Source organism: Klebsiella sp. S69 (assembly GCF_016516145.1).
GTDB lineage: Bacteria > Pseudomonadota > Gammaproteobacteria > Enterobacterales > Enterobacteriaceae > Klebsiella > Klebsiella oxytoca.
On sequence record NZ_JACVUU010000010.1, the window covers coordinates 61,283 to 88,182 of the forward strand.

A 26,900-nucleotide genomic window follows, 5' to 3' on the forward strand; every position below is an offset into this window, starting at 1 on the left:
TCCATTTCGCTGAAAAACATAACCCATAAATGCTAGCTGTACCAGGAACCACCTCCTTAGCCTGCGTAATCTCCCTTACGCGGGCTTATTTTTTATCTCTCCCCCCGCCTTCGCTTTCTTCATGCGGTACACTTTATGCATTACTGAGCAATAAAGGTCCCCTGATAATGTCCACGTTTCCAGCCAGCTTACTGATTCTGAATGGCAAAGGCGCCAATGAACCGCAGCTACGCGAGGCGGTTAAACTGTTACGCGACGAAGGAATCGATATTCACGTCCGCGTCACCTGGGAAAAAGGCGATGCCGTTCGCTTTGTCGATGAAGCTCTGCAGCTGAATGTCGAAACGGTGATTGCCGGCGGCGGTGATGGCACCATCAATGAGGTGGCGACGGCGCTGGTCGAGCGCGACGGTAAAATGGCGCTGGGGATTTTGCCGCTGGGCACGGCGAACGACTTCGCCACCAGCGTCGGCATCCCGCAGGATCTGGCCAGCGCGCTGAAGCTGGCCATCGTTGGCCGCGAAGTGGCGATAGATATTGCGCGAGTTAACGATAAGACCGGTTTTATTAATATGGCCACCGGCGGTTTCGGCACCCGCATTACGACCGAAACCCCGGAGAAACTCAAGGCCGCGCTCGGCGGCGTCTCGTATTTGATCCACGGCCTGATGCGCATGGATACGCTCAAGCCGGACCGCTGCGAAATCCGCGGCGAGAACTTTCACTGGCATGGCGATGCGCTGGTCATCGGCATCGGCAACGGGCGTCAGGCCGGCGGCGGCCAGCAGCTGTGCCCGGAAGCATTAATCAACGACGGCCTGCTGCATCTGCGCATTTTCACCGGCGAAGAGCTGATCCCTGCGCTGTTCAGCACCCTGGCAAATCCGCAAACCTCGCCGAATATCATCGACGGCGTCTCATCGTGGTTTGAGATAACTGCCCCTCATGAGATGACGTTTAACCTCGACGGCGAACCGCTGACCGGTAAAACCTTCCGCATGGAGCTTTTACCGGCCGCGCTACGCTGCCGGCTTCCTCCCGACTGTCCGCTGCTACGTTGATCAGGTTTCGCAAAGCAAAGACGGCGCCCGGCTGGTATACAGCAGCCGGGTTCGTTGATTGAGCCGCTGAATATTAAGGTAAAACGGCACCTGCGGCTGCAGGAAAAACTTGGGCAGGATGTTGTTAATATGCTTCTCCTGCTCGGTTTCGCCGATGCTGGCAGAGACGGTTTCCGATCGCAGGAAGTAGTGCTGGCCGTCGCGGGTAAAGCTAAACCAGATGTTCTGGTTGATGGTAAACGATTCACCCTGCGGCGGCGTAATCTCTCCCCGGACAATCACCAGCCCACGGGTGCTATCAAATACGAAGCGTAATGAAATATCGCCCTGATAACCTGAGTTTAATAGCCGCATCTCACCGCTGCACTGGAAATGATTGCGCTGCCAGTATTGCCAGGATTTTATCGTCATACCGCTTAATACTCCGATAAATACGATAGCGATTAACCATTTAATTTCACGCCGGCGCATTGACTACCTCCTTAATGTAATATTTGGTGAGGCATTGATTATCACGCCATTGACTAAATGGCTGACGACAGCGAATCACCGACACCCGCGCTTGCCCGGGATAAAGCGTCAAATAAATCCATGGATATTCTTCGCATTCAAATTTACTGCGCTTGATAAAATTGACATGACGAACATGGTCAACTACGTCATTATTGGCAAAGAAGTGACATTGTTGCGAAAATTTAGCAATTATGGGCGAATAACTTTGCAAATAAGATTCGAATTCTGTTTGCCACGCAACAAATCCACAAACCAGACAACTCAGCAGCGCCGCAAGCCCCCACAAAAGAGAGCGTCGCGGCCTTAACCGCTTTTTTTCGGGCAAACTCGCAGCTGCGACCTCCTTATGAACAGACTCGTCAACGGGCGCTTGTGGCTCCTCCGCCGTCGGTGCCTTCTCTACATCGCGCGGCTGAGATTCCGTAACCGTTAATGTTGCATCCAGCCTGACGCCTACCCTCGGCACCGTAATAATAATATCCTCGTCTACCCCCAGCTCCTTAAATGCCCGACGTAACAGGGAAATATTCTGGTAAAAACCGTTGCTGGTTACCTGGGCGCCATGCTTTATCCACACTTCCTCAAAAAAGGTTTCGCGGGCAACAGTATTGCCATCATGCTGAATAAGCAGTAATAAACAGCGGCTGGCCGGCATATTTAAGGAAACCGTTTTCGTCTCGTCAGCAATAAGTATTAGAGCGCTACGCTGAGGAAAAAAGGCAATTCTTCCATTAATCGTATATATTTTTTCCATCCTGTTCTCTGAGAATAGTAATCACGTGGATGAGCGGCAGGGGGTACCCTACTATAAATAGGGTAATCCGCCATGACGTTGATGACATCTTAAGATTATTCGCAGGCGAGTTTACTCTATTACTCAGCAGATCTGGAGGCGTAATACGCAGTTTTTCCTTGTTATTAGCAAGGTTTAAATGAATTTACAGAACGGAATATTTTGTACTTCGAATTGAAACTGGCTATTTATTTCAAAAAAAATAATAAATACAAGTTATAATTTGCAAAAGATGCATTCACACAACAGATACTTTCATTTTAGATCTAAATACCACATTTACATTAATAGACGATATTTATAACTATAACTACATATCGTTTCAAAGTTTTATCTATAAAATGGGCGCATTTCCCGCGTGACAAATGCGCCATAAAGCTTAGTATGCCGCCACCTCGCGCGCCATTTCGCGCGTATATTGCCGACTGGCGTTGACCAGCATCTTCGTATAGGCCGTCCGCGCCTCGCCGCTGACCAGCGCATCGACCGTCAGGGTTTCAAGGATCTTCCCGTACTGCATCACCGCCACGGTCTGGCATAAATGGGCAATAACCCCGAGATCGTGAGTAACCATCAGGTAAGTGAGCTTAGCCTCCTGCTGCAATTCTGCCAGCAGATTGAGGATCTCCGCCTGCACCGACACATCCAGCGCCGACGTCGGCTCATCCAGCAGCAGTACCTGAGGCTCAAGAATCAGCGCTCTGGCTATCGCCACGCGCTGCCGCTGCCCGCCGGAGAGCTGATGCGGATAGCGCTCGCGAAAGGCGCGGTTGAGGCCAACTTTGTCCAGCAGCGCATTGATCCGCCGGTCGCGGTCGTTGATACGATGGATCTGCAGCGGCTCTTCGAGGATATCGCCAATGGTGTGACGAGGATGCAGCGATCCATAGGGGTCCTGAAATACCATCTGCACCTGACGGCAGCGCCTGCGGCTGATTTCATGCCCTAAGCGCTGACCATCGATGGCCAGCTCCCCCTGCCAGTGGGTAAACAGCCTCGCCAGGCATTTGAGCACCGTCGTTTTACCGGAACCGGACTCGCCTACCAGACCGTAGATCTCGCCGGGCTTAACGTGGAAACTGACGTCATACAGCACCTGGTTACGCTTATCCCCCTCGCCAAACGCGAGGTTGAGATGTTGAACTTCAATCATCATCCGCTCCTTATTCCGTTAACCAGCTGGCCTGACGCTGCAGCACCGGCAGTATCGGGCGACGATGCTGCATATCCGGCAGCGAGTTAATCAATCCCTGAGTATAGGGATGACGGGCGTTATCGAGATCTTTAGCAGCGATGGACTCCACTACCCGTCCGGCGTACATCACCAGTACGCGGTCGCAGAAGCTGCGCACCAGGTTGATATCGTGGCTGATAAAAATCAGCCCCAGCCCGCGCGACTGAACCAGGTCATCCAGCAGGCCCAGCACCTGCAGGCGCACCGACACATCCAGCGCGGAGGTCGGCTCATCGGCAATGATCAGCTCCGGGTCGGTAATCAGCATCATGGCGATCATGATGCGCTGCCCCTGTCCGCCGGATATTTCATGCGGATAAAGCTGATAAACGCGCTCCGGCTGGCGAATACGCACCACCTCCAGCATCTCCAGCGCCCTGGCTTTCGCCTCATCTTTGCGCCCGGGATGATGAGTAAGCCAGGCCTCGGCGATTTGCTTACCCACGCAGACCACCGGATTAAGCGAATATTTCGGGTCCTGCATAATCATAGAGATACGTTTGCCGCGTACGCCGCGCATTTGCGCTTCGCTAAGATGCTGCAGATCGAGGTCGGCAAACTGCATCCGGCTGGCGCTGACGCGGGCCTTTTTCGGATGCAGCTGCAGCAGCGCGCGCCCAACGGTGGACTTACCCGAACCGGACTCGCCGACAATCGCCAGCTTTTCGCGCCCCAGCTGGAAGGAGACGCCGCGCACGGCATGGGTCACCGCGCTGCCGTTAACAAAGTCGACGCACAGATCGCGCACGTCGAGCAGCGGAGCATTATTCACTGCGGGGATCGAGGATGTCACGTAGGCCATCTCCTAAGAAGTTGAACGCTAAGCTGTTGATCAGAATCGCCAGCCCCGGAATTGTTACGACCCACCAGCACTCCATCATATAAGTGCGCCCGCTGGAGATCATCGCTCCCCACTCCGGCTCCGGCGGCTGCGCGCCGAGCCCGAGAAAGCCGAGACCGGCCGCGGTCAGAATGATCCCGGCCATATTCATGGTGATACGGATAATGACCGAGGGCAGACACAGCGGCACGATATGGCGCCAGAGGACGCGGGACGATGAAGCGCCCTGCAGACGCACGGCGGAGATAAAATCGGCCTGGCGCAGAGAGAGCGTTTCGGCGCGCGCCAGACGGGCTATCGGCGGCCAGGCGGTAAGCGTGATGGCGATAACCACATGCTCCAGCCCCGGCCCTAAGGCGGCGACAAACGCCAGCGCCAGAACCAGACTCGGGAAGGAGATGAAAATATCGGTGACGCGCATCAGCACCATATCGACTTTACCGCCGAAATAGCCGGCGCTGACGCCCAGCAGCAGCCCGAGCGGACCGACGGTCACCGAGACCAGCAGCACGATATAGAGCGTGATGCGCGAGCCGTACACCAGGCGACTAAAGATATCCCGGCCAAACTCATCGGTGCCGAACCAGTGCTGCGCATTCGGCGCGACCAGCGCGCTGTTCAGGTCCTGCACCAGCGGGTTATAAGGCGCAATCAGCGGCGCGAAAATCGCCACCACCAGCAGCAGAAAGATAATTCCTCCGCCGATGGCCGTTAGCGGGTTGCGCGCCATTTTGCCGATAAACCCGACGGCCCGCGCCGCCGCGCGTTGCAGCCGCTGACGGCCTTCGCCCGCACCGCCCGAAAGCGGCGAATCCAGAGAAACGGTCATGATTTTGTCCTCGGGTCAAAGAATTGATACAGCATGTCGGAGAGCAGGTTGAGCATCACGAAGATCACCCCCACCAGCAGCACGCAGCCCATCACCGCATTCATATCGCCCAGCAGCAGGCTACCGGTAAGATAGGAGCCGAAACCCGGCCATGAGAAGACGGTTTCAATCAGCACCGCGCCTTCCAGCAGCGCGCCGTAGGCCAGCGCCACCACCGTCAGCAGCTGCACGAGGATGTTACGAAACGCATGGTTCCAGATGACCTGACGCTCGGTCAGCCCTTTCACCCTCGCGGTAATAATGAACTCCTGCGACAGCTGGGCCAGCATAAAGCTGCGGGTCATACGGCTGATATAAGCCAGCGAGTGAAAACCCAGCAGCGAGGCGGGAAGAATCAGATGATTAATGGCGTTCCAGAACACCTGTCCGTTTCCTGCCAGCAGCGCATCAACGGTCATCAGGCCGGTACGGCGCGGCACAATGCCGTCCAGACCGAGGTCTACCCGCCCGGCGCCGCCCACCCAGCCGAGCCAGGCATAGAACACCAGCAGCCCCATCATTCCGACCCAGAAAATCGGCGTCGAGTAGCCCGCCAGGCTGATAATGCGTACCACATAATCGGAGACGCTATTGCGCCGCGCCGCCGCCAGCACGCCCAGCGGAATTCCGAGACCCGCGCCGACGAGAATCGCCATCGTCGCCAGCTCCATGGTGGCCGGGAAGACGCGGATAATATCGTCCACCACCGGTTTCCCGGTCAGCAGCGCATTGCCCAGATCGCCGTGCAGCAGGTTGACGAAATAGATGCCAAACTGGGTGGTCAGCGATTTATCAAACCCCAGCTGCTGGTAAACCTGCTGATAGGTACTCTGGTCAGCATCCGGACCGACGATCGCCAGCACCGGGTCGATAGGCATGACGCGGCCAATGGTAAAGGTCAGCAGCAGCAGGCCGAACAGCGTAATCACCACCTGCAGCAGCCGTTTGGATAAGCGCCGGCCGCGTGAGCCGGGCGTAAGGATTGCGGTACTCATCCTTTCTCTCCTTCGCGGACTTTATAGACGTCACGCAGAAAAGTGGTGGCGGAGGGGTGCGGCCGATACTCTCGTACCTCGTTGCGCACCACCACGGAATCGACCATCTGCGAAAGCGGAATTAAAGCCGGAACCAGCTGGTCGTAGCGCGCCTGGATGGCCTGGTAGTCAGCCACCTGTTTTTGCGGATCGCGTTCCAGCAGGGCCTGGTCAATCATCGTATTGAGCTGCGGGTCGTAAAAACCGGTACGCCAGCCCTGAAAGTTGGTCAGACGCGCCTCATCGCTGTTATCCGGGTTATAGACCAGCGCGCGCAGGCTGGAGTGCGGATGCGGCTCCATTCCGCTGCCGCCGCGTCCTACCAGCAGGTCAAATTTACGCTCGCGCATCGCGCCGTAGATCTGGTTACCGGTGCCGGTGATGATTTTGGCGTTAATCCCCGCCTGCATCAGCGTCGACTGCACGGCGATAGCGATGTTAAGAAATGGCTGATCGGAGAGGACCCGCAGCGTGGTATCAAAGCCGTTGGGATAACCCGCTTCCGCCAGCAGCTTTTTCGCCCGCGCCACGTCCAGCTTATAGCCAGGGTCAGGCAGCGTAGACGGCATGCCCGCCTTAATCGGTCGCTGGTGCAGCACGCCGTAGCCCGGCATCAGCGCTTTATTGATACCCTGGTAATCAATCAGATAGCGCACCGCTTCGCGCACTTTCGGTTGGGCGAAGTGCGCCTCTTTCATGCTCATCGCCACGTAGTACATGGTGCCGCGCTGTACCGCATCGACGGTCAGCTGCGGGTCGCTGCGCAGGGCGTTAATATCGGAAACCGCCATATTGTTGGCAATATCGAGGTCGCCTTTTTCGATCATCAGACGCAGGGTTTGCGACTCCTGGAAATGGCGCAGCACCACGCGGCTCATTTTCGCCTCGCCGCGCCAGTAGTCAGGATTGCGCTTCATGCGCAGCACATCTTTTGCCTGCCAGGTTTCCAGCGTAAACGGCCCGGAACCGGCTTCATGGGTGGTCAGCCAGCGGTTACCCCAGTCGTTATCCTGCTGGTGGTTTTGCACCGTTTTACTGTCCAGCACCCCGAGGTTGCCCAGCGCCGCCAGCGAGTAAATCACCAGCTGCGGATCGTTATCTTTGGGTAACTCGATTTGCACCGTGAAGCGGTCCGGCGCGCTGACCTGGCTATCGATATTTTTCTTACTGAAGCCATAGGATTTCCATACCGAGGCCTGAGCCAGGTTGAGGTGCAGGATACGCCGCATTGACCACACCACGTCAGCGGCGGTCAGCGGGTTGCCTGAGTGAAACTTAACGTCGTCGCGCAGATGAAAGGTCAGGGTTTTGCCGTCGGGGCTGATATCCCAGGATTTCGCCAGCGCGGGCTTAACGTTGGTGAGCTGTTCAGGGTCAAGCTCCACCAGCGAATCGTAGAGGTTGACCACGATTCCCACCACTTCGTTACCGGTCATCGCCGCCGGGTCAAGGGTGAGCAGGTTATTCATATTCATGCCGATGATGAGCTGATCGGGCGGCGTTTTCGCCACCGCCGCCCCGCTTCCCATCGACACGGCGAGCGTGAATAAGCACGCTGCCAGTAGGGAGGTTTTTTTCATATCTCTGTTTGCCTGTACTGTAGGGTACATGTTGCCGGATGACGGCATTTTCGCCTTATCCGGCCTACCGGGCCGCAGACCCGATAAGCGCAGCGCCATCGGGCATTTATTTTTTTGAATCAGTCGTGGCTAACGGTATTGGCTTCGATATACGCAAAATTAATGTCTTCGCCGAGGCCCGGACGTTGTGACAAATGCACAAATCCCTGGTCATCCATCGGGTCAACAATGCTATTGAGATAAGCCGCCGGTTCATCGTAGTCGAGGAACGGATGCAGCAAGCCGCGCTCGTACCAGCGGCAGTTGCGGATCGCGCCGACCACCGCCAGGCTTGCCGCGCCGTTGCCGTGGACTTCGCAATCCATGCCGAAAGATTCCGCCAGCGCCGCGACCTTCATGGTCGGGGTAATACCGCCCACGCCGTTAGCGCCGGCGCGCAGAATGTCGCAGGCTCCGGCTTTCACCCATTCGGCGCGCATGTGGTGCTTGCCGCCGAAGCTCTCCGGCCCGACGATGGGGATCGACAGGTTTCCCGCCAGCCACGCGTAGGAGGACATCGAATCCTCCTCCATCGGCTCCTCAAACCAGGCGAAATTGAGTTTTTCCAGCTCTTTGCCGATCCACAGCGCCTCGGCGCGGCTGTACCAGTGATAGCCGTCAATCATCAGGTCAATATCCGGCCCTACCGCTTCGCGCACCGCCGCGCAGGCTTTAATATCCATTTTGGGATTGGGCGCAAAAGAGATTGGCGGCATCCAGGTGTGCAGCTTGATGGCCTTGTAGCCGCGGGCGACCAGCTTTTCGGCAAAGGCGGCATACTCCTCCGGAGTCGACAGTCCACCCGGCAGATCGTCGCCGCACATCGTGCTGCCGTAAGCCGGGACGGTGTCGCGATAGCCGCCGAGCAGCTTGTAAACCGGCATCTTAAGGCTGCGGCCTATCAGGTCCCACAGCGCCTGTTCAATAAACGACAGCGCGCGCTCCGTTAGCTGATGTGCACTACCGCGCTGCCAGTGGTTAAGATCCTGCCAGATACGCTCGCGGTTAAACGGGTCCTGCCCCACCAGCACTTTGCGGAAAAAAGTATTCACCACGAACGGGCGCACGACTTCCGGAGGCGCAAACGAAAAACCCTGCGCCCCATCATCAGCGGTGATGGTCAGCATCGCCATTTTGGCCATGCTTTCAGCCCCTGGATGGGAGTGCCCGGCGCTGTCGGAAACCCGACGTGTGGGATACTGGAAAACGGTGACATTCACAGATTCAATTTTCATGCTCAATCCTTATCACGGCCAAATCCGATCGATAGAAGCAAATCGGCAAAGTGGTTTCACATTATTGAAAATACGTTTCAATATCTAATCTAAGCACAATTACGTAGCAGTGCCTCGGACAAACACCGCTAAGCAAGGCAATAAATTTGGGCATTGGCACAACAAGACGTGACTGTTTTCACAAAAGATGAGTGAAATGTGAGGCGGATCGGCATGGAGAAAAAAGGGCGTGAGCGCAGAAGAGAGAGTGACCGACCGTGTACATCCCGGGATTTTCTGCGCTCACGAAAGCGTGAGTTATGCGACCGCCTCTGGCTCGGCGGTGAGGGCTTCCAGCAGTTCAGGCAGCGCCCGGTAGCGGCCAGCGGCGGCCTGAAAACGCGCGTGCTGGCTATCTTCGGCAATCACTATCGTGGCAATCCCCGCCGCCCGGGCCGCGCTAAAGCCATTGAAGCTGTCTTCGATCACCAGGCAACGGCTGGCGTCGAGATTAAGCTTATCCAACGTCGTCAGATAAACCGCCGGATGCGGCTTGCCCTGCGCTTCATCATCCGCGCTGCAAATCACATCAAAATAGTGCCAGAGCGAGAGCTTGTTCAGCACGGCGGCGATAACCTGCCGGGACGAGGAGGTCGCGAGCGCAATTTTATAACCGGCATGGCGAAAATAGCGTAACGCCTCATGCACCCCGCGCATCGGCTCGCCTTCGGCGGCGATCAGGCCGGTAATACGCTGCAATATCGCGGCTTCAAGCCGCTGCGGAACAAGCTCAAGCTGGCAATGGCGGCACCAGGTGCGGGCAATTTCGTCGAGGCGTTTGCCTTTGGTCAGCGTTTCGCACTCCTCGACGCTCGCCGTTGCCCCCCACTGCGCGAGGGCGTCGATTTGCGCCTGCCGCCACAGGCTTTCGGAATCAATAATCACGCCATCCATGTCAAAAATCACTGCCTGAATACTCATCATTCACCTCATTAAGGCTGGCATGCCTGGCATGCCAGCCGCATCACCTTAAGAGAACTCCACCTGCTCGCTGGCCGGCGCTTCCTTGTGGGAAAATCCCGGCTGCTCGACGCGGATAAACGCACAGAGGAAAAAGGCCGCCACGTACAGCGCGGTATAGGCGATCACCACTCCGATGGTGCTGAAGAACGGCAGCAAAATCACCGCAATAGCCGGTGCGAGAAAGTTCGACATCCCCGCAGACAGGTTGTAGACCGAAATGGCCGCGCCTTTGTGCTTCGGCTCCAGCGCCGGGAAAACCGCCGCCAGCGGAACAAACGCGGCGACAAAGATCCCCAGGGCGATAGCCGGAAGCAGCGCCATCGCGAAGTTATGTCCGAAGTGCTGCGGAATGTAATAAAACGCCAGGCTGGAGACCGCCATACCGATGCAGCCGAACCAGCGCACCACCTTCATCCAGCCCAGTTTTTCGCCCAGAATGCCCCACAGCACGTTAGAGAAAATGGTGGTAAAGAAGAAGACCGCCCACACCTGCAGCCATTCTGAGGTGGTGAAGCCCAGCTCATCGACGAACATCATCGGCATAATCACCGCAAAGCCGAACAGCGAGAGCGTATTGATAATTCGCACCATGCTCGACAGCAGAATATTGCGGTTGGTATAGAGCAGCGTCGCCGCGCGGCCCAGTTCGGCAAACTTCTCGCGGGTGGTCAGGTTCTGCATATGGTGCGGCGTTTTAATATGGCGCAGGGAAGCCAGCGCAATGATGCCGCCGGTGACGCAGAAAGCGAGCGCCAGCCACAATGTCCCCAGCTCGCCGATATGCGGGATGGTAAAGCTCGGAATATAGCTGCCGAATACGCCGATGCCGATGGAATAGACCGCCCAGAACCAGCCGATCGCCGAGCTGGCGTTATCGCTTTTCACGTTGTGGATAATGGCGACGATAAACGAGTAAAGGAACAGCGGATACGCGAAGCCGCGGATGCCGTAGAAAATTAAGATCAGCGCATAGTTGGCATGACCGAGACCGAAGACCAGGAACAGCACGTGGAACACGCACCATAGCACAAAGCCAATCATCATGGTCTTCAGCGGCGTGATGATTTCCGCCACCACGCCGGAGATCCATGCCGACAGTGCAGCGGCCAGGCCGTAGAGGGTAAAGGCGAACGATGCCTGCGCCGGGGAGAACCCGAGCTCTTTAATGTAGTGCGACAGGAATGCCAGTTCAAAACCGTCGCCGGTCATAAACACGGCAATGGCGATGTATCCCCAGAGCAGGTTCAGGGGTAAACCGAGCCACTGTTTATTATTGATGGACATAATGACCTCGTTTTTAGGGTACAGGAGGCCGCTCCGGTCAGATCGCCGGAGCGGTTATGGTGATAAAAATTAATGCTGCCGATAGTTCAGATCGTTTAAATACAGGGCCTTAAACTGCGCATAGCGCCGCATCAGGGTTTGATGGCGTACCGGGTCCGCATGCCAGGTCTGCCAGATCTCCGGTTTTTCACATACCGTGGTAATCGGTTTGCCCGCCGCCAGACAGGCCAGCCGCGCCGCACCCAGCGCGCCGCCGGTCTCTCCGCCTTTGTGGGTCGCCACCGGCATATCGAGGATATCGGCCAACAGCTGCGCCCAGAACGGGCTGCGGGCGCCGCCGCCAACCAGCGAACATTGTTCGATCTGCGTACCGCTCTCTTTCAACACCTGCAGACCGTCGTTGATCCCAAAGCTCACCCCTTCCAGCACCGCATAGCCGAGCTGGGCGCGCAGGCTGGAGTGGGTCATGCCCCAGAACATGCCGCGCGCGTCAGGATCGTTGTGCGGCGTACGTTCGCCGGAGAGATAGGGTAAGAAGAACGGCGCATGGGCCTTCTCCTCTTCGCTAAGCTCGGCAATCTCCTCCAGCAGCGCCACTTCCGTGGTGCCGGTCAGGCGGCAGAACCACTGCAAACAGCTGGCGGCGCTGAGCATCACGCTCATCTGATGCCACAGATTCGGCAGAACGTGACAAAACGCATGGACCGCCGACTGCGGAGCCGGACGATAGGCGTCGGTTACCACAAACAGCACGCCGGAGGTACCGAGCGAAATAAACGCATCCCCTGGTGAAACCGCCCCGACGCCGATGGCGCTGACCGCGTTATCGCCACCGCCGCCGGCAACCGCTACCGAGGCATTCAGCCCCCAGCGTTCAGCCACCTGCGGGTCAAGGGTCGCGGAAACCTCGCAGCCTTCGACCAGCGTCGGCATCTGGCTGCGCGACAGGCCGCATTTATCCAGCAGCGAGTCGGACCAGTCGCGCTTCGCCACGTCCAGCCACAGCGTCCCGGCGGCGTCGGACATATCGGAGACTTTCTTCCCGGTCATTCGGTAGCGCAGATAATCTTTCGGCAGCAGTACCGTGGCGGTGCACTGAAAGTGTTCCGGCTCATGACGGCGCACCCACAGCAGCTTCGGTGCGGTAAAGCCGGGCATCGCCAGGTTTCCCGCCACCTGATGCAGCTCCGGCGCCATCTCCTCCAGCTCCGCACACTCCGCGGCGCAGCGGGTGTCGTTCCACAGGATTGCCGGGCGAATGACCTCCCCGCCGACATCCAGCAGGACCGCGCCGTGCATCTGCCCGGAAAGGCCAATGGCCTTAATGGCTGGCCAGTGCTGGGCGCATTTTTCCCGCAGCGTGGTCATCAGATACTCTGTCGCCTCCCACCATGACTGCGGCGACTGTTCTGACCAGTGCGGGTGAGGCCGCTGAATGCTCAGCGGCGCGCTATGGCTGGCAATAACCTCATTGTTCTCATCAATGACCAGCGCTTTCACTTCCGATGTGCCGAGATCGATACCCAGATACATAGCCACCTCTTAGTTAATCAGCGTATAAACTGCCGCGACTTTTTCGCGCATCAGCGCGAGGAAATCGGCGTTTTCAGCGAGTTCGCCAAACAGCGCTTTATCGCGGGCATACAGCGCCAGCGGATCGCTGGCTTCGAACATCTGATGCACCGCCTGCGCGTCAAGAATGCCGTCCTGGTATTCATACGGCAGACTTCCCTTATGCCACTGTTCCATAAAGACGAAGAAGAGCGCGGGCAGCATCGCGGTCGCTTCCGGGCGGGCTCCGCGCTGGTAGCACTCCTGCAGGGTTGGGGCGATCATCGCCGGAATTTTCGAGAAACCGTCGGCGGCAACGCGCTGGTTCGTGTCCTGGATATACGGGTTGGTAAAGCGCTTAAGCACCACGTCGCGATAGGTTGGTAAATCAATGCCGTTATCGCCAAGGCAGGGGATCACATCTTCCGTAACGTAGCGGTCGGCAATGGCGTAGATGAAATCCGTTAGCGTACTTTCATGAATATACTGCTGGCCGATTAACGTCCCCGCCCACGCAATGCAGCTATGCGACGAGTTCAGAATGCGAATTTTCGCCTCTTCATAAGGAATAACCGATGCAACCATCTCCACGCCAACCGCTTCCAGATTCGGGCGCTCATCGCGGAAATGGTTTTCCACCACCCACTGGATGAAGGTCTCACCCATCACCGGCGCGCTATCGTCAATGCCGGTTTGCGCTTTGACGCGCGCGGGCAGGTCTGCCGCCGGACGCGGAGTGATACGGTCGACCATGGTGTTCGGGCAGGTCGTGTTGGCGGCCATCCAGTCAATCACCGCCTGCTTGCCGGTTAGCTGCAGGAACTCAACCATGCCGTCGTGGAAGCGCTCGCCATTATGGCGCACGTTATCGCAGTTCAGCAGAGTCAGCGGCCCGGCGTTGTCCGCCATACGCTTTTCCAGGATCCGCGCGATAGTGCCGTAAATCGTTTTGCACTCCCCTGCCAGATCGGCCTGCAAGTCGGGGTTGCTGGTTTCCAGCTTATGGCGGGTATTCAGGTAGTAGCCGCCTTCCGTCACGGTGAAGGCGATAACTTTGGTCTGCGGGTTTGCCCCTTCGTTAATCAGCGGCTTGAGCCCGGCCTGCCATGGCAGCAGTTTCTGAATTGAGGTGATCTCTTCATATTCACGTTCCCCTTCAGGGCTGACGGTTTCCAGCACGTAGCGCCCACCCTGAGCTGCCAGCGCCTGGACCACCTGCTCGGCGTCGTTACGGATATTCCCCGCCGCAATGTGCCAGCGCTTATCTCCGGAAGCAATCAGACGATGCAGATACCACGCCTGATGGGCGCGATGAAAAGAACCCAGACCAATGTGAAGCCATGTGAATTGATTGTTCATGTTCTGCTCTCCTTGAGTTGATGGCGTCACTGTAAATGATCATTTGACCAAAATAAGAGCCACGGATCACAAAAGAACAATTACCCATTAAAATTACAATTGACCAGAAAAGAGCAAAAGCTTGCCAGTTTTACCAACCACGGCGAGAATGCGGTTATTCGCCGGGCGAAATTATCGCCGCGGCCAGAAACTTAGGGCAGGAAACCATGAGCAAAGAAGATGATATTCGGTTGGATCAAAAGGTCCGCGCCGCATGGATGTACTACATTGCCGGGCAGAACCAGAGCGAGATCGCCAGCCAGCTTGGCACGTCGAGGCCGGTGGTACAGCGGCTGATCGCCGCCGCGAAAGAAGAAGGGATTGTGTCGATCGGGCTGCATCATCCGGTGGCCAACTGCCTCGATTATGCGCTGTTACTGCAGGAAAAGTACCGGCTTATCGAGTGCAATATCGTGCCTGCCTTTAGTGAAGAAAGCACCCTCGATAGCGTCTCCTTTGGTTGCTATCAGCTGATGGCCCGCTACCTGCAGGACGATAAAGAGAAAATCATCGGTCTGGGTTCCGGCCTGACCCTGAAAAAAGCGCTGCAGCGTATCGATTTCGACAGCCAGAATACCCGCTGCGTCGCGCTGATCAGCGCCATGGACGCCGACGGTCAGTGCAACTATTACGATGATGTCCCGCTGCTGCTGACCAGCAAAATTAAGGCGAAGTACTATCAGTGGCCCGCGCCGCGCTACGCGCAGACGCAGGAAGAGTACGACATGTGGTGTACCAGCCGGCTATTCCGCAGCGTCTCCGCCGTCGCCCGCCAGGCGGACGTTATTTTTGTCGGCATTGGGCCATTAGGCACCCAAAGCCCTATTTTTAAAGACGGCTTTATCAATCAGGCCCAGATGGATGAAGTGACGGCGCAAGGCGGTATCGGCGAGATTATGGGGCGCTTTATCGATGCCGAAGGCGGAGTGGTGGATAGCGAAATCAACAGAATGATCACCAGCTACGATATCCGCCAGAATCAGTGTCCGCGCATCGCGGTGGCATGCGGCGAGTACAAACGCCCGGCGATTCTGGCGGCGCTTAAAGGCGGCTGGATCAACGGTCTGGTGACCGACGAGCACACCGCCCGCTGGCTGCTGACGCGCTAAGGTCAAACAGCCAGATAGCGACTCAGCTGCTGCTCATCAGTAGCGGCGGAATTTCAATCCGCTGCTGGCCGGCATCGCCGGAGTCGATAATCGTAAACACCGCTTCCAGCATCGCCGGCACGTCCTGCTGCACCATGTCGATATCGTGCCCCAGCAGATAGACAAACGGGTCCCAGTCGAAGCAGCCCATCGGCGGCTGCTCGCTGCCGGTGAGTCCTGCCTGCGACAACCAACGTACGACCCCCTCCAGCGATATCGTTGAGTTGACAAATATTCCCTGCAACGGAACCTTCGCGGTGCCAAACCGCTCCTGCAGGCAGGCTTCGACTTTGCCTTTCGAATAGCCGGGAGCCAGAATGTTCGCCTGCGGCACGCTCAGCCCCTGCTCGCGATGCGCGTCGTGGAAGCCGCGTAAACGTTCGCTGGTGTTATGGTCGCTGCTGCGCCCGCCAATGAACGTCAGCGGCGCCATCTCTCCCCGGCGGCGAGCGCTATTCGCCAGGATCTTATGGGTCAGCGCTTTCGCGCCGCCGTAGTTATCCGAAATCACCGACGGTGCGATAGTCCCCGGTAGATCGAGATTGACCGTTGGCACGCCCGCCTGCTGGCATAGAGCGGAAATTTTATCCGGATTGGTCGCCCCGGTCGCCACCACCCAGTCAACCTGCCAGGAGAGCATCGCTTTCACCGCTTCGAGCTCCAGCTCGGGGCTTCGGCGCGTACAGGTGATAATCGGCAGCAGGCCCCGTTCGCGAGCCATCTCCTCAAAGCGTTCGGCGACCGAACCGAAATAGCGGTTATCGTATTTGGGGATAATCATGCCGATGACGCGCGATTTTTTGCTGCGCAGCATGCTGGCCTGGCGGTTAATCGCGTAGCCCTGCTCCTCGGCAATCCTCGTCACCTTTTCGGCAAGCTTTGCGCTGATGCGGCGCTTTTTCCAGTTGCCGTTGAGGATAGCACTCACCGCACTCGCCGAAACGCCGGAAAGTTCCGCCAGGTCGTAAATCGTGATTTTCTTCATTTTCCCAACTTGCGTCACAAAATCATTTCGCTGTTAATTTCCCCACTTGCTCAATCGATGAAGCTAGCGCAACATAAGCTTCATCGATTGAGCTTCCATTTTACTTTCCGAAGTATTAACGCATTCAGCATTAATATTCCAGAAAACCTGCAGAAATGACGCTCATATTCAATACCTTAACAAGTTTTCGTCTCTAACGTCGAACGCGATGCCCTCGCGCTCGACAGTGCCAACCAGACTCTGTAAAGGATTATAAAATGAACCACTCTGTCTCCTCTATGAATACTTCCCTTAGCGGTAAAGTCGCCGCCATTACCGGCGCGGCGTCCGGTATTGGCCTCGAATGCGCCAGAACCCTGCTGGGCGCCGGCGCAAAAGTGGTGCTTATCGACCGTGAAGGGGAAAAGCTCAACAAACTTGTTGCCGAACTCGGTGAAAACGCCTTCGCCCTGCAGGTTGACCTGATGCAGGCGGATCAGGTTGATAACCTTCTGCAGGGAATTTTGCAGCTCACCGGGCGTCTTGATATTTTCCACGCCAACGCCGGAGCTTATATCGGCGGGCCGGTGGCCGAGGGCGATCCGGACGTCTGGGATCGCGTGCTGCATCTCAATACCAACGCCGCCTTCCGCTGCGTGCGTAGCGTCCTGCCGCATCTTATCGCGCAAAAGTCCGGGGACATTATCTTCACCAGCTCTATCGCGGGCGTGGTGCCGGTGATCTGGGAGCCTATCTATACCGCGTCGAAATTTGCTGTCCAGGCGTTTGTTCATACCACCCGTCGCCAGGTTTCACAGTACGGCGTGCGCGTCGGCGCCGTGCTGCCGGGCCCGGTAGTCACCGCCCTGCTGGATGACTGGCCGAAAGCCAAAATGGACGAAGCGCTGGCCAACGGCAGCCTGATGCAACCGATTGAAGTGGCCGAGTCGGTGCTGTTTATGGTGACGCGGTCGAAAAACGTCACCGTACGCGACATTGTGATCCTGCCGAACAGCGTGGATCTCTGACCGTTCAACCAGACTGTGTGAGAGGATATTATGCAAAGCGATACGCAACATATTATTGGCGTCGATGTTGGCTCAGGCAGCGTTCGCGCCGGCGTATTCGACCTGCGTGGCGAACTTCTCGCCCACGCAACCCGGAAAATTACCCTGTTTCGCAGCGCCGGAAGCGTGGTCGAACAGTCAAGCCGCGAGATCTGGCAGGCGGTGTGCTACTGCATTAAAACGGCGGTGGCCAGCGCCGGGGTCCCTCCATCGTCGATTGCCGGGATCGGCTTCGATGCCACCTGCTCGCTGGTAGTGATTGGCGATAACGACGCGCCGCTGGCGGTCGGGCCTTCGGAAGATGCGGACCGTAACATTATTGTCTGGATGGATCATCGCGCCACCGGCCAGGCGGAAAAGATTAACGCTACGGGCCACGCGGTGCTGCAGTACGTTGGCGGCAAAATCTCGCCGGAGATGGAAACGCCGAAAATTCTCTGGCTGAAGGAGAACCGTCCGCACATTTATCAGCAGGCGCGCCACTTCTTCGACCTCGCCGATTATCTCACCTGGCGCTCGACCGGCGATTTAGCCCGCTCAGTCTGTACTGTGACCTGTAAATGGACCTACCTGGCGCATGAACAACGCTGGGATGCCAGCTACTTCCGCCAGATTGGCCTCGAAGAGCTGGCGGATGAAGATTTTGTCCGCATCGGCCAGCGGATTGTCGATCCGGGAACCCCCTGCGGCGACGGCCTTTGCGCCACGGCGGCAGAGGAGATGGGGCTGCCGATCGGTACGCCGGTAGCGGTCGGTATGATTGACGCCCACGCGGGCGGCATCGGCACCGTCGGCGTGCTTAACGGCGCGGTTAACAATATGGCCTACGTCTTCGGTACCTCTTCCTGCACCATGACCACGACTCAGGAAGCGGTATTCGTGCCCGGCGTCTGGGGGCCGTATTACTCGGCGATGGTGCCAGGGTTCTGGCTGAGTGAAGGTGGTCAGAGCGCGGCCGGAGCGGCCATCGACCAGCTGCTAAGCTTCCACCCCGCCGCCGCAGAAGCTAAGTCGCTGGCCAAAGCGCGCGGCGTCCCGCTACCGGTTTATCTTGCCGATAGCGTGCTGGCGAAGGTAGATAATCCGTCAGCGGCGGTCAAACTTGCCGACGGCCTGCACGTGGTGCCTGAGTTTTTAGGTAACCGGGCGCCGCTGGCCGATCCGCAGGCGAAAGCGATTATCGCCGGCCTGGGGATGGAGCGGGATCTGGACAATCTGATGGCGCTCTACGTCGCCGGATTGTGCGGCATCGGCTACGGTCTGCGGCAGATTATTGACGCCCAGAAGGCGTGCGGCATCCGCAGCGAGAATATCGTCATCAGCGGCGGGGCCGGTCAGCATCCGCTGGTGCGCCAGCTGCTGGCAGATGCCTGCGGAGTGAACGTGGTGAGTACCGAATCCAGTGAACCGGTGCTGTTAGGTTCGGCGATTCTTGGCGCGGTGGCCGGCCAGATCGCACCTTCCCTGCCAGAAGCGATGAAGCAGTTTACCCGGGTGGATAAAACCTACCGCTGCGTAGAACAATTTAGCGCCGATCATCAGCGGCGCTATGAGGCGTATAAAATGCTACAGCACACGGCGCGGCTGATTCGCGAGTAAGCAGGAACCCGGAGGCGGCGCTTGACGCGCCTGTCCGGGCTAGCGGCCCGCAGATCGCTGTGAACCCGCCCCCTGCTCTCGATGGGGCCTCCGGGCCGCAGACGGCGGTGAGCCGGTAGCCCGGCCAGGCGCAGCGCCGCCGGGGAAGGCAGACGACGCTGTTGCCTTTAAGGGTTATATAGCCTGTTAAGCGATGGTGACTTTGCCGTCCAGATAGACATCCTGCACGGCATTGATCAGCTTCACGCCATCGGCCATCGATTTTTTAAACGCCTTACGGCCCAGAATCAGCCCCATGCCGCCCGCGCGCTTATTGATAACCGCGGTGCGCACGGCGTCGGAGAGATCGGTTTCCCCGCCCGCCGCGCCGCCGGAGTTAATCAGCCCGGCGCGGCCCATATAGCAGTTCGCCAGCTGGTAACGCACCAGGTCGATCGGATTATCGCTGGTGAGCTTGCTGTAAACCCGGTCATCGGTATAGCCGAAGTTCACCGCTTTATAGCCGCCGTTATTTTCCGCCATTTTTTGCTTCACGATATCCGCACCGATGGTCGCCGCCAGATGGTTAGCCTGGCCGGTTAAGTCAGCGGAAACGTGGTAGTCGACGCCATCTTTCTTAAACGCCGAATTACGCAGATAGGCCCACAGCACGGTCACCAGGCCCAGTTCGTGCGCGCGCTCAAACGCAGCGGAGATTTCTTCGATTTGACGACGAGACTGTTCGGAACCGAAATAGATCGTCGCCCCGACCGCCACGGCCCCCATATTGAACGCCTGCTCAACGCTGGCGTACAGCGTCTGATCGTATTCGGTCGGGTAGCTCAGCGTTTCGTTATGGTTCAGCTTGACCAGGAAGGGGATGCGGTGCGCATAGCGGCGCGACACCGAGGCCAGCACGCCATAGGTGGAGGCCACGCAGTTACAACCGGCCTCAATGGCCAGTTCGACGATATTTTTCGGATCAAAGTACAGCGGGTTGGCGGCAAAAGAGGCGCCAGCAGAATGCTCTACGCCCTGGTCGACCGGCAGGATCGACAGATAGCCGGTTCCCGCCAGGCGGCCGGTGTTATACAGGGTTTGCATATTACGCAGCACCGCCGGCGGACGGTTGTTATCAACCATCACCCGATCGACGTAATCCGACCCCGGCAAATAGAGCTGGTCGGCTGGAATTGTCATACAGCGGTGCTGTAAAAGCGAGTCGGCATCTTTGCCAAGCAACTGCGTAATATCAGTCATAGCTATCTCCCGTAAGTGCCGGTCGAAACCGGCATGCATTTTCCCAACCCAATTATTTTGGGCAGGTTAAGCCTGGTACCGACTCAGCAGATTTTCCAGCCGGGAGCCTATTTTTTCAGCATAGTCTGCTGACACGTTGTCTTGCCGTTTACCACCAGGCGTGGAAATGGTGTACCGGGCCGATGCCGTGTCCCACTTCCAGCGAATCCGCCTGCGCCAGCGCCGCCGACAGCCAGCCTTTGGCTTCCGCCACGGTTCGCCCCCAATCCTCGTAACGCGGACGCAGGGCCGCCAGCGCCGCCGATAGCGTACAGCCGGTACCGTGGGTATTTTTAGTCTGGACTCTCGGCGCGGTAAAACGCCGCTCCTCTTCGCGGGTAAACAGCCAGTCCGGGCTTTCCGCATCATCGAGATGGCCGCCTTTCATTAATACCGCTCCGCAGCCCATGCCCAGCAGCGCTCTGCCCTGCTCCAGCATCTCCTGTTCCGTTCTGGCATGCGGCGCATCCAGCAGCGCCGCCGCTTCCGGCAGGTTCGGAGTGATCAGCGAGACCTGCGGCAGCAGGCGCTGGCGCAGCGTTTCCACCGCCGACGCCGAGAGCAGCGGATCGCCGCTTTTCGCCAACATGACCGTATCCAGCACCACATTTTTAATCTGATAACGCGCCAGCCGTTCCGCCACCGCTTCAACGATATCAGTTTCCGCCAGCATCCCGATTTTGGTGGTATCGATGCGCACATCGCTGAAGACGGAATCGAGCTGCGCGGCGACAAAATCAGGCTCTATACGATAAACCGACTGGACGCCAAGGGTGTTTTGCGCCACCAGCGCGGTGATGACCGAGCAGCCGTATGCCCCCAGCGCGGAGAAGGTTTTGAGATCCGCCTGGATCCCCGCACCGCCGCTCGGGTCGGTGCCGGCGATGGTTAGCGCATTAATTCGTTTCACAGATCGCCTCCCGCATAGAGCGCATCGAGGAAGGCGGGAGTAAAGCTGCCGGGGCCGCCCTGCTGCGCCGCTTTCCCCCCCGCGAGCTTCATCAGACCGCAGGCCGCGGCCACGTTCTCTAGCCGATCGCCGGGCATCGCCGCAGCGGCGGCAACCACCGCCGACAGCGCGCAGCCGGTGCCGACCACCCGGGTCATCAGCGGATCGCCGCCGGTGACCATGCGAATGCGCTGGCCGTCGGTGACGTAATCAACCTCCCCGGTCACCGCGACCACGGTATTCAGCTGGCGGGCTAACGCCTGGGCTGCGGGCAGCGCTGCGGCGGCGGTATCGGTCGTATCGACGCCGCGCCCGCCGCCGCTCATTCCGGCCAGCGCCATGATTTCCGACGCATTACCGCGAACGGCGGCAGGCTGCAGCGCCAGCAGCTCCAGACAAAATTCTGTCCGTAAGGTCAGCGCGCCGACCGCTACCGGGTCCAGCGTCCAGGGTTTGCCCGCCTGCGTTGCGCTACGCGCCGCCGCGCGCATCGCCTCCGCACGCTCGACGGTCAGCGTGCCGACATTAATCAGCAGCGCATCGGCAATGGCGGCAAACTGGCTGGCTTCGTCCGGATCGATAACCATCGCCGGCGATGCGCCAATCGCTAACAGGACGTTGGCGGTAAAGGTCTGCACCACGTCGTTGGTCATGCAGTGAACAAGGGGAGAATGGCGGTGAAAAAGGTGCCGCAGATGGGCAATATGCGCGGGGTTCAGCAGGTCAGACATCGTTTGCTCCCGCCAGGCGATGAAGAAGCGACGACCCTGCGGTCTCTGACTTCCCTACGCTGGCATTATCCAGATCAGGTGGTACGGGTTTTTCTCAGCCTTCACAAGGAAGGGCACCCCGAGTCATTGAGAGATAAAAACGTTCTCAGCGGGCAGGTTACGGTAAGTCGCCGGACAACGCAAGCTGGCCCGGCTCGGCAAGATTTGTTCCAACATGCATGGGGAAGGACTATCCCCGCTCGCGCGGGGAACTCTCTGTCTGAGATTTTCCAGGGCCTGGCGCGCCCGGTTTATCCCCGCTCGCGCGGGGAACTCTCTAAATGTATCCTATTGTTTTATATCAACTTTATTCGCACGGAATAATCTACTGACATTTCTGCAACAAATTAATTTTTTAAAGAGGCATAACCCTTTGATTTTAAAGGGTACAAAAACTATTTCGTTACCTCTCTCGCATTTCACCACAAGCCGTAGAGAGAGCAACGCCCGCTATAGATTCACTTCCCGCAACGAACTCAGTAATAGTGCAAAACATTCCTCGATCAGCGGCGGCAGAGGCTGCGGTCCGCGCATCAGCGCCACGGTTCGCGTCAGCGCAGGCTGCTGAAGCTGCGCCACCTTTAACGCCGGATCCTGAAGGTGGGTAGTATAAAGCTCAGGCAGAATCGCCACCGCCAGCCGCGAGCGCACCAGGCCGTAAAGCGTCTCGATATAGTCAACCTGATAACGCGTATTCAGCGTGAGGCGATGGCTCTCGGCCAGCGCGCCGACCAGACGCTGAATATTGCCCTTTGAAAACACCGCGATATCGCGCCCCGCGAGCAGCTTCCACGGCAGATGCGGCTGCCCGGCCAGCGGATCGCCGCCGTGCAGCACCGCCACAAACGGATCTTCGCGCAGAGGATAAACCTGCAGCTCAGGCGGTAACGAACTGTCTATTGCGCCAACGGCAAAATCTATCTTTCCCGACTGCAGCTCGCAGAACAGGGCGTCGTTGGTCTGATCGTGAAACTCCACCCTCAGGCGCGGAAACGCCTGGGCCAGCGTTTGCGGCAGCAGCGGAAACAGCAGCGAACTCACCGAAGGCACTAAGCCAATACGCACCGTTCCGTCGCCGCCGGCTTCGACTATCTGCTGCATATCCTGAAAAGCCAGCTGCGCCACGCTCAACACTCGCCGGGCGTGGGGCAAAATCGCCGCCCCCAGCTCGGTTAAGGTCACCGCCGAGGCGGTACGGTTGACCAGCTTGCCGCCGAGCACCGTCTCGATTTGCCGCAGCGCGCTGCTTAGCGCCGGCTGGCTGATAGCCAGCCGGTTAGCGGTGTCGGTGAAGTGACGCAGCTGGGCCAGGGTCACAAAGTACTGAATCTGCTTGAGAGAGAGCGCGGGCAGCCGCTGCCAGGGTTCGGTCATCATGTTTTCGTCAACGGTGAGCATGCAGAATAACCCGAAGTTATCGGGCGATAAATTTATTCATCTGGGCAAACGTTTGCTCTGCCCCTAGAGTATCCCCATTATCCTTGTGCCGGAGTTGTTATGTCCAGCAGTGCTGAAACCCGCCGCCGCGCCGTCCAGGCCGCGCGCGGAGAATCCCCGTTCGATTTATTATTAACCGACGCGCAGATAGTCGACATGGCCACCGGAGAAATCCGCGAGGCCGACGTCGGGATCGTCGGTGAAACGATCGCCAGCGTGCATCCGCGCGGCAGCCGCTCCGATGCCCTCGAACGCCGCTCGCTGGCGGGATGTTTCCTGTCGCCGGGGCTGATGGATACGCACGTTCACCTTGAAAGCTCTCACCTGCCGCCTGAACGCTATGCCGAAATCGTGCTGGCTCAGGGCACCACGGCAGTATTCTGGGACCCGCACGAGCTGGCCAACGTACTGGGCGTCGAAGGCGTGCGCTACGCGGTCGCTGCCAGCCGCCATCTGCCGCTGCAGGTGATGGTTGCGGCGCCTTCCAGCGTGCCGTCGACGCCGGGACTGGAGATGTCCGGCGCCGATTTCGCCGGCGCGGAGATGGAAACCATGCTGGCCTGGCCGGAAGTCTGCGGCGTTGCTGAAGTGATGGATATGCACGGCGTGCTGCACGGCAGCGAGCGGATGCAGGAGATCGTTCAGGCCGGGTTGAACAGCGGCAAGCTGATCGAAGGCCACGCGCGCGGTTTGAGCGGCGCGGATCTGCAAGCCTATCTTGCCGCCGGGGTCACCTCCGATCATGAGCTCACCTCGGCGGACGATGCGCTGGAAAAACTGCGCGCCGGGCTGACTATCGAAATTCGCGGCTCGCACCCTTACCTGCTGCCGGATATCGTTAACGCGCTGAAAACGCTGCCGCATCTCTCCTCGCAAATCACCGTCTGCACCGACGATGTGCCGCCGGATATGCTGCTGGAAAAAGGCGGCATTATCGCCCTGCTCAACCTGCTGATTGAGCACGGACTGCCGGCTACCGACGTCCTGCGCTTCGCCACCTTAAACGCGGCGATCCGTCTGCAGCGTAACGATTTGGGGCTGATTGCTGCCGGACGCCGCGCCGATCTGGTGGTTTTCGATTCTTTATCCCGACTCAACGCGCAGGAAGTTTACGTCGCCGGTAAGCTGATTGCCCGCGATGGCGCCCTGCTTCAACCCATTCCGTCGGCGGCGGGCGTTACCCCGCCGCGCGATACCCTGCAGATGCCGCCGCTCAGCCCTGACGATTTTATCCTCCGCGTTGGCGCCATTCGCCACGGCGTCGCCCGTCTGCGGCATATTCGCGGCGCGCGCTTTACCCAGTGGGGAGAAGTTGAGGTGCAGGTCCGCGATGGCCGGGTGCAAATCCCGGAAGGATTTAGCCTGATTTGGGTTAAGCACCGCCACGGTCGTCACCAGGCGACGCCGCAAATTGCGCTGCTGGAAGGCTGGGGCGAACTGCGCGGCGCCATCGCCACCAGCTACTCCCACGATTCTCATAACCTGGTCGTGCTAGGACGCGATGCTGACGAGATGGCGCTGGCGGCGAACCGCCTGATCGAATCCGGCGGCGGCATGGCGCTGTCGCAGCAGGGAAAAATCCTTGCCCACGTGGCGATGCCGATTGCCGGGATGCTTTCTGACTTACCCGCCCCGGAGCTGGCCAGACAGTTCCGCCAGCTTCGCGACCTGAGCGCGGAAGTCGCCGACTGGGAGCCGCCCTATCGCGTGTTTAAGGCTATCGAGGGTACCTGCCTTGCCTGTAACGCCGGGCCGCATTTAACAGATTTAGGTTTGACCGACGGCAGCACCCGCCAGATAGTCGAGCCGCTGATAGACTGCCGGGAAATCCCGGAACACACAGAACACAACAATAAACATCAGGGAGCCTGAGCATGGCCGACAATACCCTTAACTCATCCGCGCAGGGAAGCTGGCTGGAGCGCCGTTTTGCCTTGTATTCCCGCGGCAGCACGCTGCGCACCGAATGCCTCGCGGGCATCACCGGTTTTCTCGCCGCCGCCTATCTACTGGTGGTTATCCCCGGCCTGCTGGCGGTAGGCGGGATGGATAAAGGCGCGGCAACCACCGGCACGATTCTGGTGTTCGTCGGCGGCACGCTGCTGATGGCGTTTTATGCCAACCTGCCGTTTATCGTCGGGCCGGGCATCGGCGGTTCGGTGCTGGTCGGCGTCACGCTGGCGGGCAGCGAAGGCATTGGCTGGCAGATCGGGCTTGGTATCGCCTGCTGGTCGGGGATTCTGTTTTTCCTGCTGACCAAATTCGGCCTGCGTGAAGTGGTAACCCGTTCGGTACCGCAGTCGATCAAGCTCGGTCTGACGGCGTCCATTGGGCTGTTCGTCGCGGTATTGGGCTTCCGTAACGCCGGACTGGTGCTGGCTAACGCCAAAACCAACGCCCTGATGCTCGGGGATTTCCTTTCGCCGGGGGCGCTGGTTGCGCTCTGCGGGCTGTTTCTGGCCATTGCCCTGCAGGCAAGAAAAATCCCCGGCTCGATTCTGTGGGCGATTCTCTTTGCAACCCTGGTCGGTATTCCGATGGGCGTTACCAGACTCCCGGGCAGTTTTATCGATATGCCGCATTCGCTGACGCCGGTGCTGGGGCAAATCGATATGCTGGGCGCGCTGAATATCGCCTTTCTGCCGTTCCTGTTCGTCTTTTTCGCCTCAGAGTTCTTTTCCACGATGGGCACCACTCTGGCCGTGGGCGGCGAAGCGGGTCTGCTGGATGAAGAAGGCAATATGCCGCATATCAATCGCCCGTTTATGGTCGACTCGATCGCTGCGGCTATAGGTCCCTGGCTGGGTATTCCGGCGGCGACCGCGCTGATTGAATCCTCGGCGGCAGCGGAAGCCGGCGGTAAAACCGGGTTAACCGCGCTGTCGGCGGCGGTAATGTTTCTCCTGATGCTGCTGTTTACGCCTGTGGCGCTGATGATCCCGAAAGAGGCGACCGCACCTGCGCTGATCCTCATCGGCCTGAATATGTTCAGCGGCCTGCGCAAAGTGGATCTGGCAAACTTCACCGACGGCCTGCCGGTGCTGATGATGGTGATGATTACGCTGATTGCCAATAGCTTCGGTACCGGGATTGCCGGCGGGCTGCTGTTTTATGTCGTGATCAAAACTATCGCCGGCAAATGGCGGGAAATCCCCATCGGCCTGTGGATCCTTGCGATTCCGCTGGTCTACTACTTTGCCACGCTGGTGAAGCATTAAGCTTCGCGCCGATCGTTCTCCCGGAGGCGGCGCTGAC

The 26,900-nt window shown here is 58.4% G+C and carries 23 protein-coding genes and 1 riboswitch; of the genes, 6 read left to right on the forward strand and 17 right to left on the reverse strand.

The window, feature by feature from the left end; translation table 11 throughout:
* Nucleotides 1–167 precede the first annotated feature (167 nt).
* Entirely contained in the window at nucleotides 168–1,061 is an 894-nt protein-coding gene (gene yegS / locus IAE27_RS11585; RefSeq protein ID WP_004103756.1) for a lipid kinase YegS, read from the forward strand.
* Here the strand turns inward: yegS and IAE27_RS11590 are convergent, their stop codons facing one another.
* The 12 genes from IAE27_RS11590 to dalD all read right to left on the reverse strand — a co-directional run bounded on the left by IAE27_RS11590 (nucleotide 1,062) and on the right by dalD (nucleotide 14,394).
* The gene (locus IAE27_RS11590; RefSeq protein WP_004103758.1) at nucleotides 1,062–1,532 is read right to left on the reverse strand and encodes a hypothetical protein; all 471 of its coding nucleotides are present in this window, start codon (nucleotides 1,530–1,532) and stop codon (nucleotides 1,062–1,064) included. It abuts the gene before it with no gap.
* A complete protein-coding gene (locus IAE27_RS11595; RefSeq protein WP_154022235.1) occupies nucleotides 1,519–2,328 on the reverse strand; it encodes a winged helix-turn-helix domain-containing protein in 810 nt (269 codons plus the stop codon). Before IAE27_RS11595 ends, IAE27_RS11590 begins: the two co-directional genes overlap by 14 nt.
* Before the next feature lie 418 nt (nucleotides 2,329–2,746).
* Nucleotides 2,747–3,520, reverse strand: coding sequence for an ABC transporter ATP-binding protein (locus IAE27_RS11600; RefSeq protein WP_154022241.1), 774 nt, complete (start codon nucleotides 3,518–3,520; stop codon nucleotides 2,747–2,749).
* Between the two features lie 10 nt (nucleotides 3,521–3,530).
* A complete protein-coding gene (locus IAE27_RS11605) occupies nucleotides 3,531–4,394 on the reverse strand; it encodes an ABC transporter ATP-binding protein (protein ID WP_004103764.1) in 864 nt (287 codons plus the stop codon).
* Nucleotides 4,366–5,271 (reverse strand): ABC transporter permease, encoded by a 906-nt coding sequence (locus IAE27_RS11610; protein ID WP_004103766.1) that lies wholly within the window; start codon nucleotides 5,269–5,271, stop codon nucleotides 4,366–4,368. Before IAE27_RS11610 ends, IAE27_RS11605 begins: the two co-directional genes overlap by 29 nt.
* Entirely contained in the window at nucleotides 5,268–6,305 is a 1,038-nt protein-coding gene (locus IAE27_RS11615) for an ABC transporter permease (protein WP_017899356.1), read from the reverse strand. Before IAE27_RS11615 ends, IAE27_RS11610 begins: the two co-directional genes overlap by 4 nt.
* The gene (locus IAE27_RS11620) at nucleotides 6,302–7,924 is read right to left on the reverse strand and encodes an ABC transporter substrate-binding protein (protein WP_115239397.1); all 1,623 of its coding nucleotides are present in this window, start codon (nucleotides 7,922–7,924) and stop codon (nucleotides 6,302–6,304) included. The genes IAE27_RS11615 and IAE27_RS11620 overlap by 4 nt, the downstream gene beginning before the upstream one ends.
* A gap of 119 nt (nucleotides 7,925–8,043) precedes the next feature.
* Nucleotides 8,044–9,198 carry a mandelate racemase family protein gene (locus tag IAE27_RS11625; protein WP_004114023.1) on the reverse strand — a complete coding sequence of 385 codons (1,155 nt, stop codon included), beginning with the start codon at nucleotides 9,196–9,198 and terminating at the stop codon, nucleotides 8,044–8,046.
* Between the two features lie 297 nt (nucleotides 9,199–9,495).
* Nucleotides 9,496–10,158 (reverse strand): hexitol phosphatase HxpB, encoded by a 663-nt coding sequence (gene hxpB / locus IAE27_RS11630; RefSeq protein WP_032728518.1) that lies wholly within the window; start codon nucleotides 10,156–10,158, stop codon nucleotides 9,496–9,498.
* 48 nt (nucleotides 10,159–10,206) lie between these two features.
* On the reverse strand, nucleotides 10,207–11,484 hold the full coding sequence (dalT, locus tag IAE27_RS11635; RefSeq protein WP_004103784.1) for a D-arabinitol transporter: 1,278 nt from the start codon (nucleotides 11,482–11,484) through the stop codon (nucleotides 10,207–10,209).
* 69 nt (nucleotides 11,485–11,553) lie between these two features.
* Nucleotides 11,554–13,017, reverse strand: coding sequence for a xylulokinase (gene xylB, locus IAE27_RS11640; protein ID WP_154022237.1), 1,464 nt, complete (start codon nucleotides 13,015–13,017; stop codon nucleotides 11,554–11,556).
* A gap of 9 nt (nucleotides 13,018–13,026) precedes the next feature.
* On the reverse strand, nucleotides 13,027–14,394 hold the full coding sequence (gene dalD, locus IAE27_RS11645; RefSeq protein ID WP_049128618.1) for a D-arabinitol 4-dehydrogenase: 1,368 nt from the start codon (nucleotides 14,392–14,394) through the stop codon (nucleotides 13,027–13,029).
* Nucleotides 14,395–14,600: 206 nt separating this feature from the next.
* Here dalD and IAE27_RS11650 point away from each other — a divergent pair, with 206 nt between their 5' ends.
* Entirely contained in the window at nucleotides 14,601–15,542 is a 942-nt protein-coding gene (locus IAE27_RS11650) for a sugar-binding transcriptional regulator (protein WP_004103788.1), read from the forward strand.
* Nucleotides 15,543–15,564: 22 nt separating this feature from the next.
* On the opposite strand, the gene IAE27_RS11655 is transcribed toward IAE27_RS11650, so the two are convergent.
* Nucleotides 15,565–16,566, reverse strand: a complete 1,002-nt coding sequence (locus tag IAE27_RS11655) for a substrate-binding domain-containing protein (RefSeq protein ID WP_004114036.1) — start codon at nucleotides 16,564–16,566, stop codon at nucleotides 15,565–15,567.
* Nucleotides 16,567–16,823: 257 nt separating this feature from the next.
* Here IAE27_RS11655 and IAE27_RS11660 point away from each other — a divergent pair, with 257 nt between their 5' ends.
* Entirely contained in the window at nucleotides 16,824–17,573 is a 750-nt protein-coding gene (locus tag IAE27_RS11660) for an SDR family oxidoreductase (RefSeq protein ID WP_004114038.1), read from the forward strand.
* A gap of 30 nt (nucleotides 17,574–17,603) precedes the next feature.
* Complete coding sequence (locus IAE27_RS11665) at nucleotides 17,604–19,211, forward strand: FGGY-family carbohydrate kinase (RefSeq protein WP_154022238.1); 1,608 nt, start codon at nucleotides 17,604–17,606, stop codon at nucleotides 19,209–19,211.
* A gap of 186 nt (nucleotides 19,212–19,397) precedes the next feature.
* Here IAE27_RS11665 and fbaB read toward each other — a convergent pair whose 3' ends face one another.
* From fbaB to IAE27_RS11685, 4 genes are all read right to left on the reverse strand, one after another.
* The gene (gene fbaB, locus IAE27_RS11670) at nucleotides 19,398–20,450 is read right to left on the reverse strand and encodes a class I fructose-bisphosphate aldolase (RefSeq protein WP_154022239.1); all 1,053 of its coding nucleotides are present in this window, start codon (nucleotides 20,448–20,450) and stop codon (nucleotides 19,398–19,400) included.
* Nucleotides 20,451–20,598: 148 nt separating this feature from the next.
* Nucleotides 20,599–21,399, reverse strand: coding sequence for a bifunctional hydroxymethylpyrimidine kinase/phosphomethylpyrimidine kinase (gene thiD / locus IAE27_RS11675; protein ID WP_016809241.1), 801 nt, complete (start codon nucleotides 21,397–21,399; stop codon nucleotides 20,599–20,601).
* Nucleotides 21,396–22,169 carry a hydroxyethylthiazole kinase gene (thiM, locus tag IAE27_RS11680; RefSeq protein WP_024274477.1) on the reverse strand — a complete coding sequence of 258 codons (774 nt, stop codon included), beginning with the start codon at nucleotides 22,167–22,169 and terminating at the stop codon, nucleotides 21,396–21,398. The genes thiD and thiM overlap by 4 nt, the downstream gene beginning before the upstream one ends.
* 34 nt (nucleotides 22,170–22,203) lie before the next feature.
* Nucleotides 22,204–22,300, reverse strand: a riboswitch (TPP riboswitch).
* A gap of 358 nt (nucleotides 22,301–22,658) precedes the next feature.
* Nucleotides 22,659–23,585 carry a LysR family transcriptional regulator gene (locus IAE27_RS11685; RefSeq protein ID WP_162556179.1) on the reverse strand — a complete coding sequence of 309 codons (927 nt, stop codon included), beginning with the start codon at nucleotides 23,583–23,585 and terminating at the stop codon, nucleotides 22,659–22,661.
* Between the two features lie 120 nt (nucleotides 23,586–23,705).
* Here IAE27_RS11685 and IAE27_RS11690 point away from each other — a divergent pair, with 120 nt between their 5' ends.
* Nucleotides 23,706–25,517: an adenine deaminase gene (locus tag IAE27_RS11690; RefSeq protein WP_070556040.1), complete on the forward strand. Its 1,812-nt coding sequence runs from the start codon at nucleotides 23,706–23,708 to the stop codon at nucleotides 25,515–25,517.
* A gap of 2 nt (nucleotides 25,518–25,519) precedes the next feature.
* Entirely contained in the window at nucleotides 25,520–26,863 is a 1,344-nt protein-coding gene (locus tag IAE27_RS11695; protein WP_004103803.1) for an NCS2 family permease, read from the forward strand.
* The last annotated feature ends 37 nt before the right edge of the window (nucleotides 26,864–26,900 follow it).

What these genes read in the sequence shown, in the direction of transcription:
- thiM (WP_024274477.1), bottom strand. Translation starts at nt 22,169, where the DNA reads ATGTCTGACCTGCTGAACCCCGCGCATATTGCCCATCTGCGGCACCTT.
- IAE27_RS11610 (WP_004103766.1), bottom strand. Translation starts at nt 5,271, where the DNA reads ATGACCGTTTCTCTGGATTCGCCGCTTTCGGGCGGTGCGGGCGAAGGC.
- IAE27_RS11595 (WP_154022235.1), bottom strand. Translation starts at nt 2,328, where the DNA reads ATGGAAAAAATATATACGATTAATGGAAGAATTGCCTTTTTTCCTCAG.
- dalD (WP_049128618.1), bottom strand. Translation starts at nt 14,394, where the DNA reads ATGAACAATCAATTCACATGGCTTCACATTGGTCTGGGTTCTTTTCAT.
- IAE27_RS11600 (WP_154022241.1), bottom strand. Translation starts at nt 3,520, where the DNA reads ATGATTGAAGTTCAACATCTCAACCTCGCGTTTGGCGAGGGGGATAAG.
- IAE27_RS11660 (WP_004114038.1), top strand. Translation starts at nt 16,824, where the DNA reads ATGAACCACTCTGTCTCCTCTATGAATACTTCCCTTAGCGGTAAAGTC.
- IAE27_RS11685 (WP_162556179.1), bottom strand. Translation starts at nt 23,585, where the DNA reads ATGATGACCGAACCCTGGCAGCGGCTGCCCGCGCTCTCTCTCAAGCAG.
- IAE27_RS11625 (WP_004114023.1), bottom strand. Translation starts at nt 9,198, where the DNA reads ATGAAAATTGAATCTGTGAATGTCACCGTTTTCCAGTATCCCACACGT.
- IAE27_RS11590 (WP_004103758.1), bottom strand. Translation starts at nt 1,532, where the DNA reads ATGCGCCGGCGTGAAATTAAATGGTTAATCGCTATCGTATTTATCGGA.
- IAE27_RS11615 (WP_017899356.1), bottom strand. Translation starts at nt 6,305, where the DNA reads ATGAGTACCGCAATCCTTACGCCCGGCTCACGCGGCCGGCGCTTATCC.
- hxpB (WP_032728518.1), bottom strand. Translation starts at nt 10,158, where the DNA reads ATGAGTATTCAGGCAGTGATTTTTGACATGGATGGCGTGATTATTGAT.
- IAE27_RS11665 (WP_154022238.1), top strand. Translation starts at nt 17,604, where the DNA reads ATGCAAAGCGATACGCAACATATTATTGGCGTCGATGTTGGCTCAGGC.
- IAE27_RS11620 (WP_115239397.1), bottom strand. Translation starts at nt 7,924, where the DNA reads ATGAAAAAAACCTCCCTACTGGCAGCGTGCTTATTCACGCTCGCCGTG.
- fbaB (WP_154022239.1), bottom strand. Translation starts at nt 20,450, where the DNA reads ATGACTGATATTACGCAGTTGCTTGGCAAAGATGCCGACTCGCTTTTA.
- yegS (WP_004103756.1), top strand. Translation starts at nt 168, where the DNA reads ATGTCCACGTTTCCAGCCAGCTTACTGATTCTGAATGGCAAAGGCGCC.
- xylB (WP_154022237.1), bottom strand. Translation starts at nt 13,017, where the DNA reads ATGTATCTGGGTATCGATCTCGGCACATCGGAAGTGAAAGCGCTGGTC.
- IAE27_RS11655 (WP_004114036.1), bottom strand. Translation starts at nt 16,566, where the DNA reads ATGAAGAAAATCACGATTTACGACCTGGCGGAACTTTCCGGCGTTTCG.
- IAE27_RS11695 (WP_004103803.1), top strand. Translation starts at nt 25,520, where the DNA reads ATGGCCGACAATACCCTTAACTCATCCGCGCAGGGAAGCTGGCTGGAG.
- IAE27_RS11690 (WP_070556040.1), top strand. Translation starts at nt 23,706, where the DNA reads ATGTCCAGCAGTGCTGAAACCCGCCGCCGCGCCGTCCAGGCCGCGCGC.
- IAE27_RS11650 (WP_004103788.1), top strand. Translation starts at nt 14,601, where the DNA reads ATGAGCAAAGAAGATGATATTCGGTTGGATCAAAAGGTCCGCGCCGCA.
- dalT (WP_004103784.1), bottom strand. Translation starts at nt 11,484, where the DNA reads ATGTCCATCAATAATAAACAGTGGCTCGGTTTACCCCTGAACCTGCTC.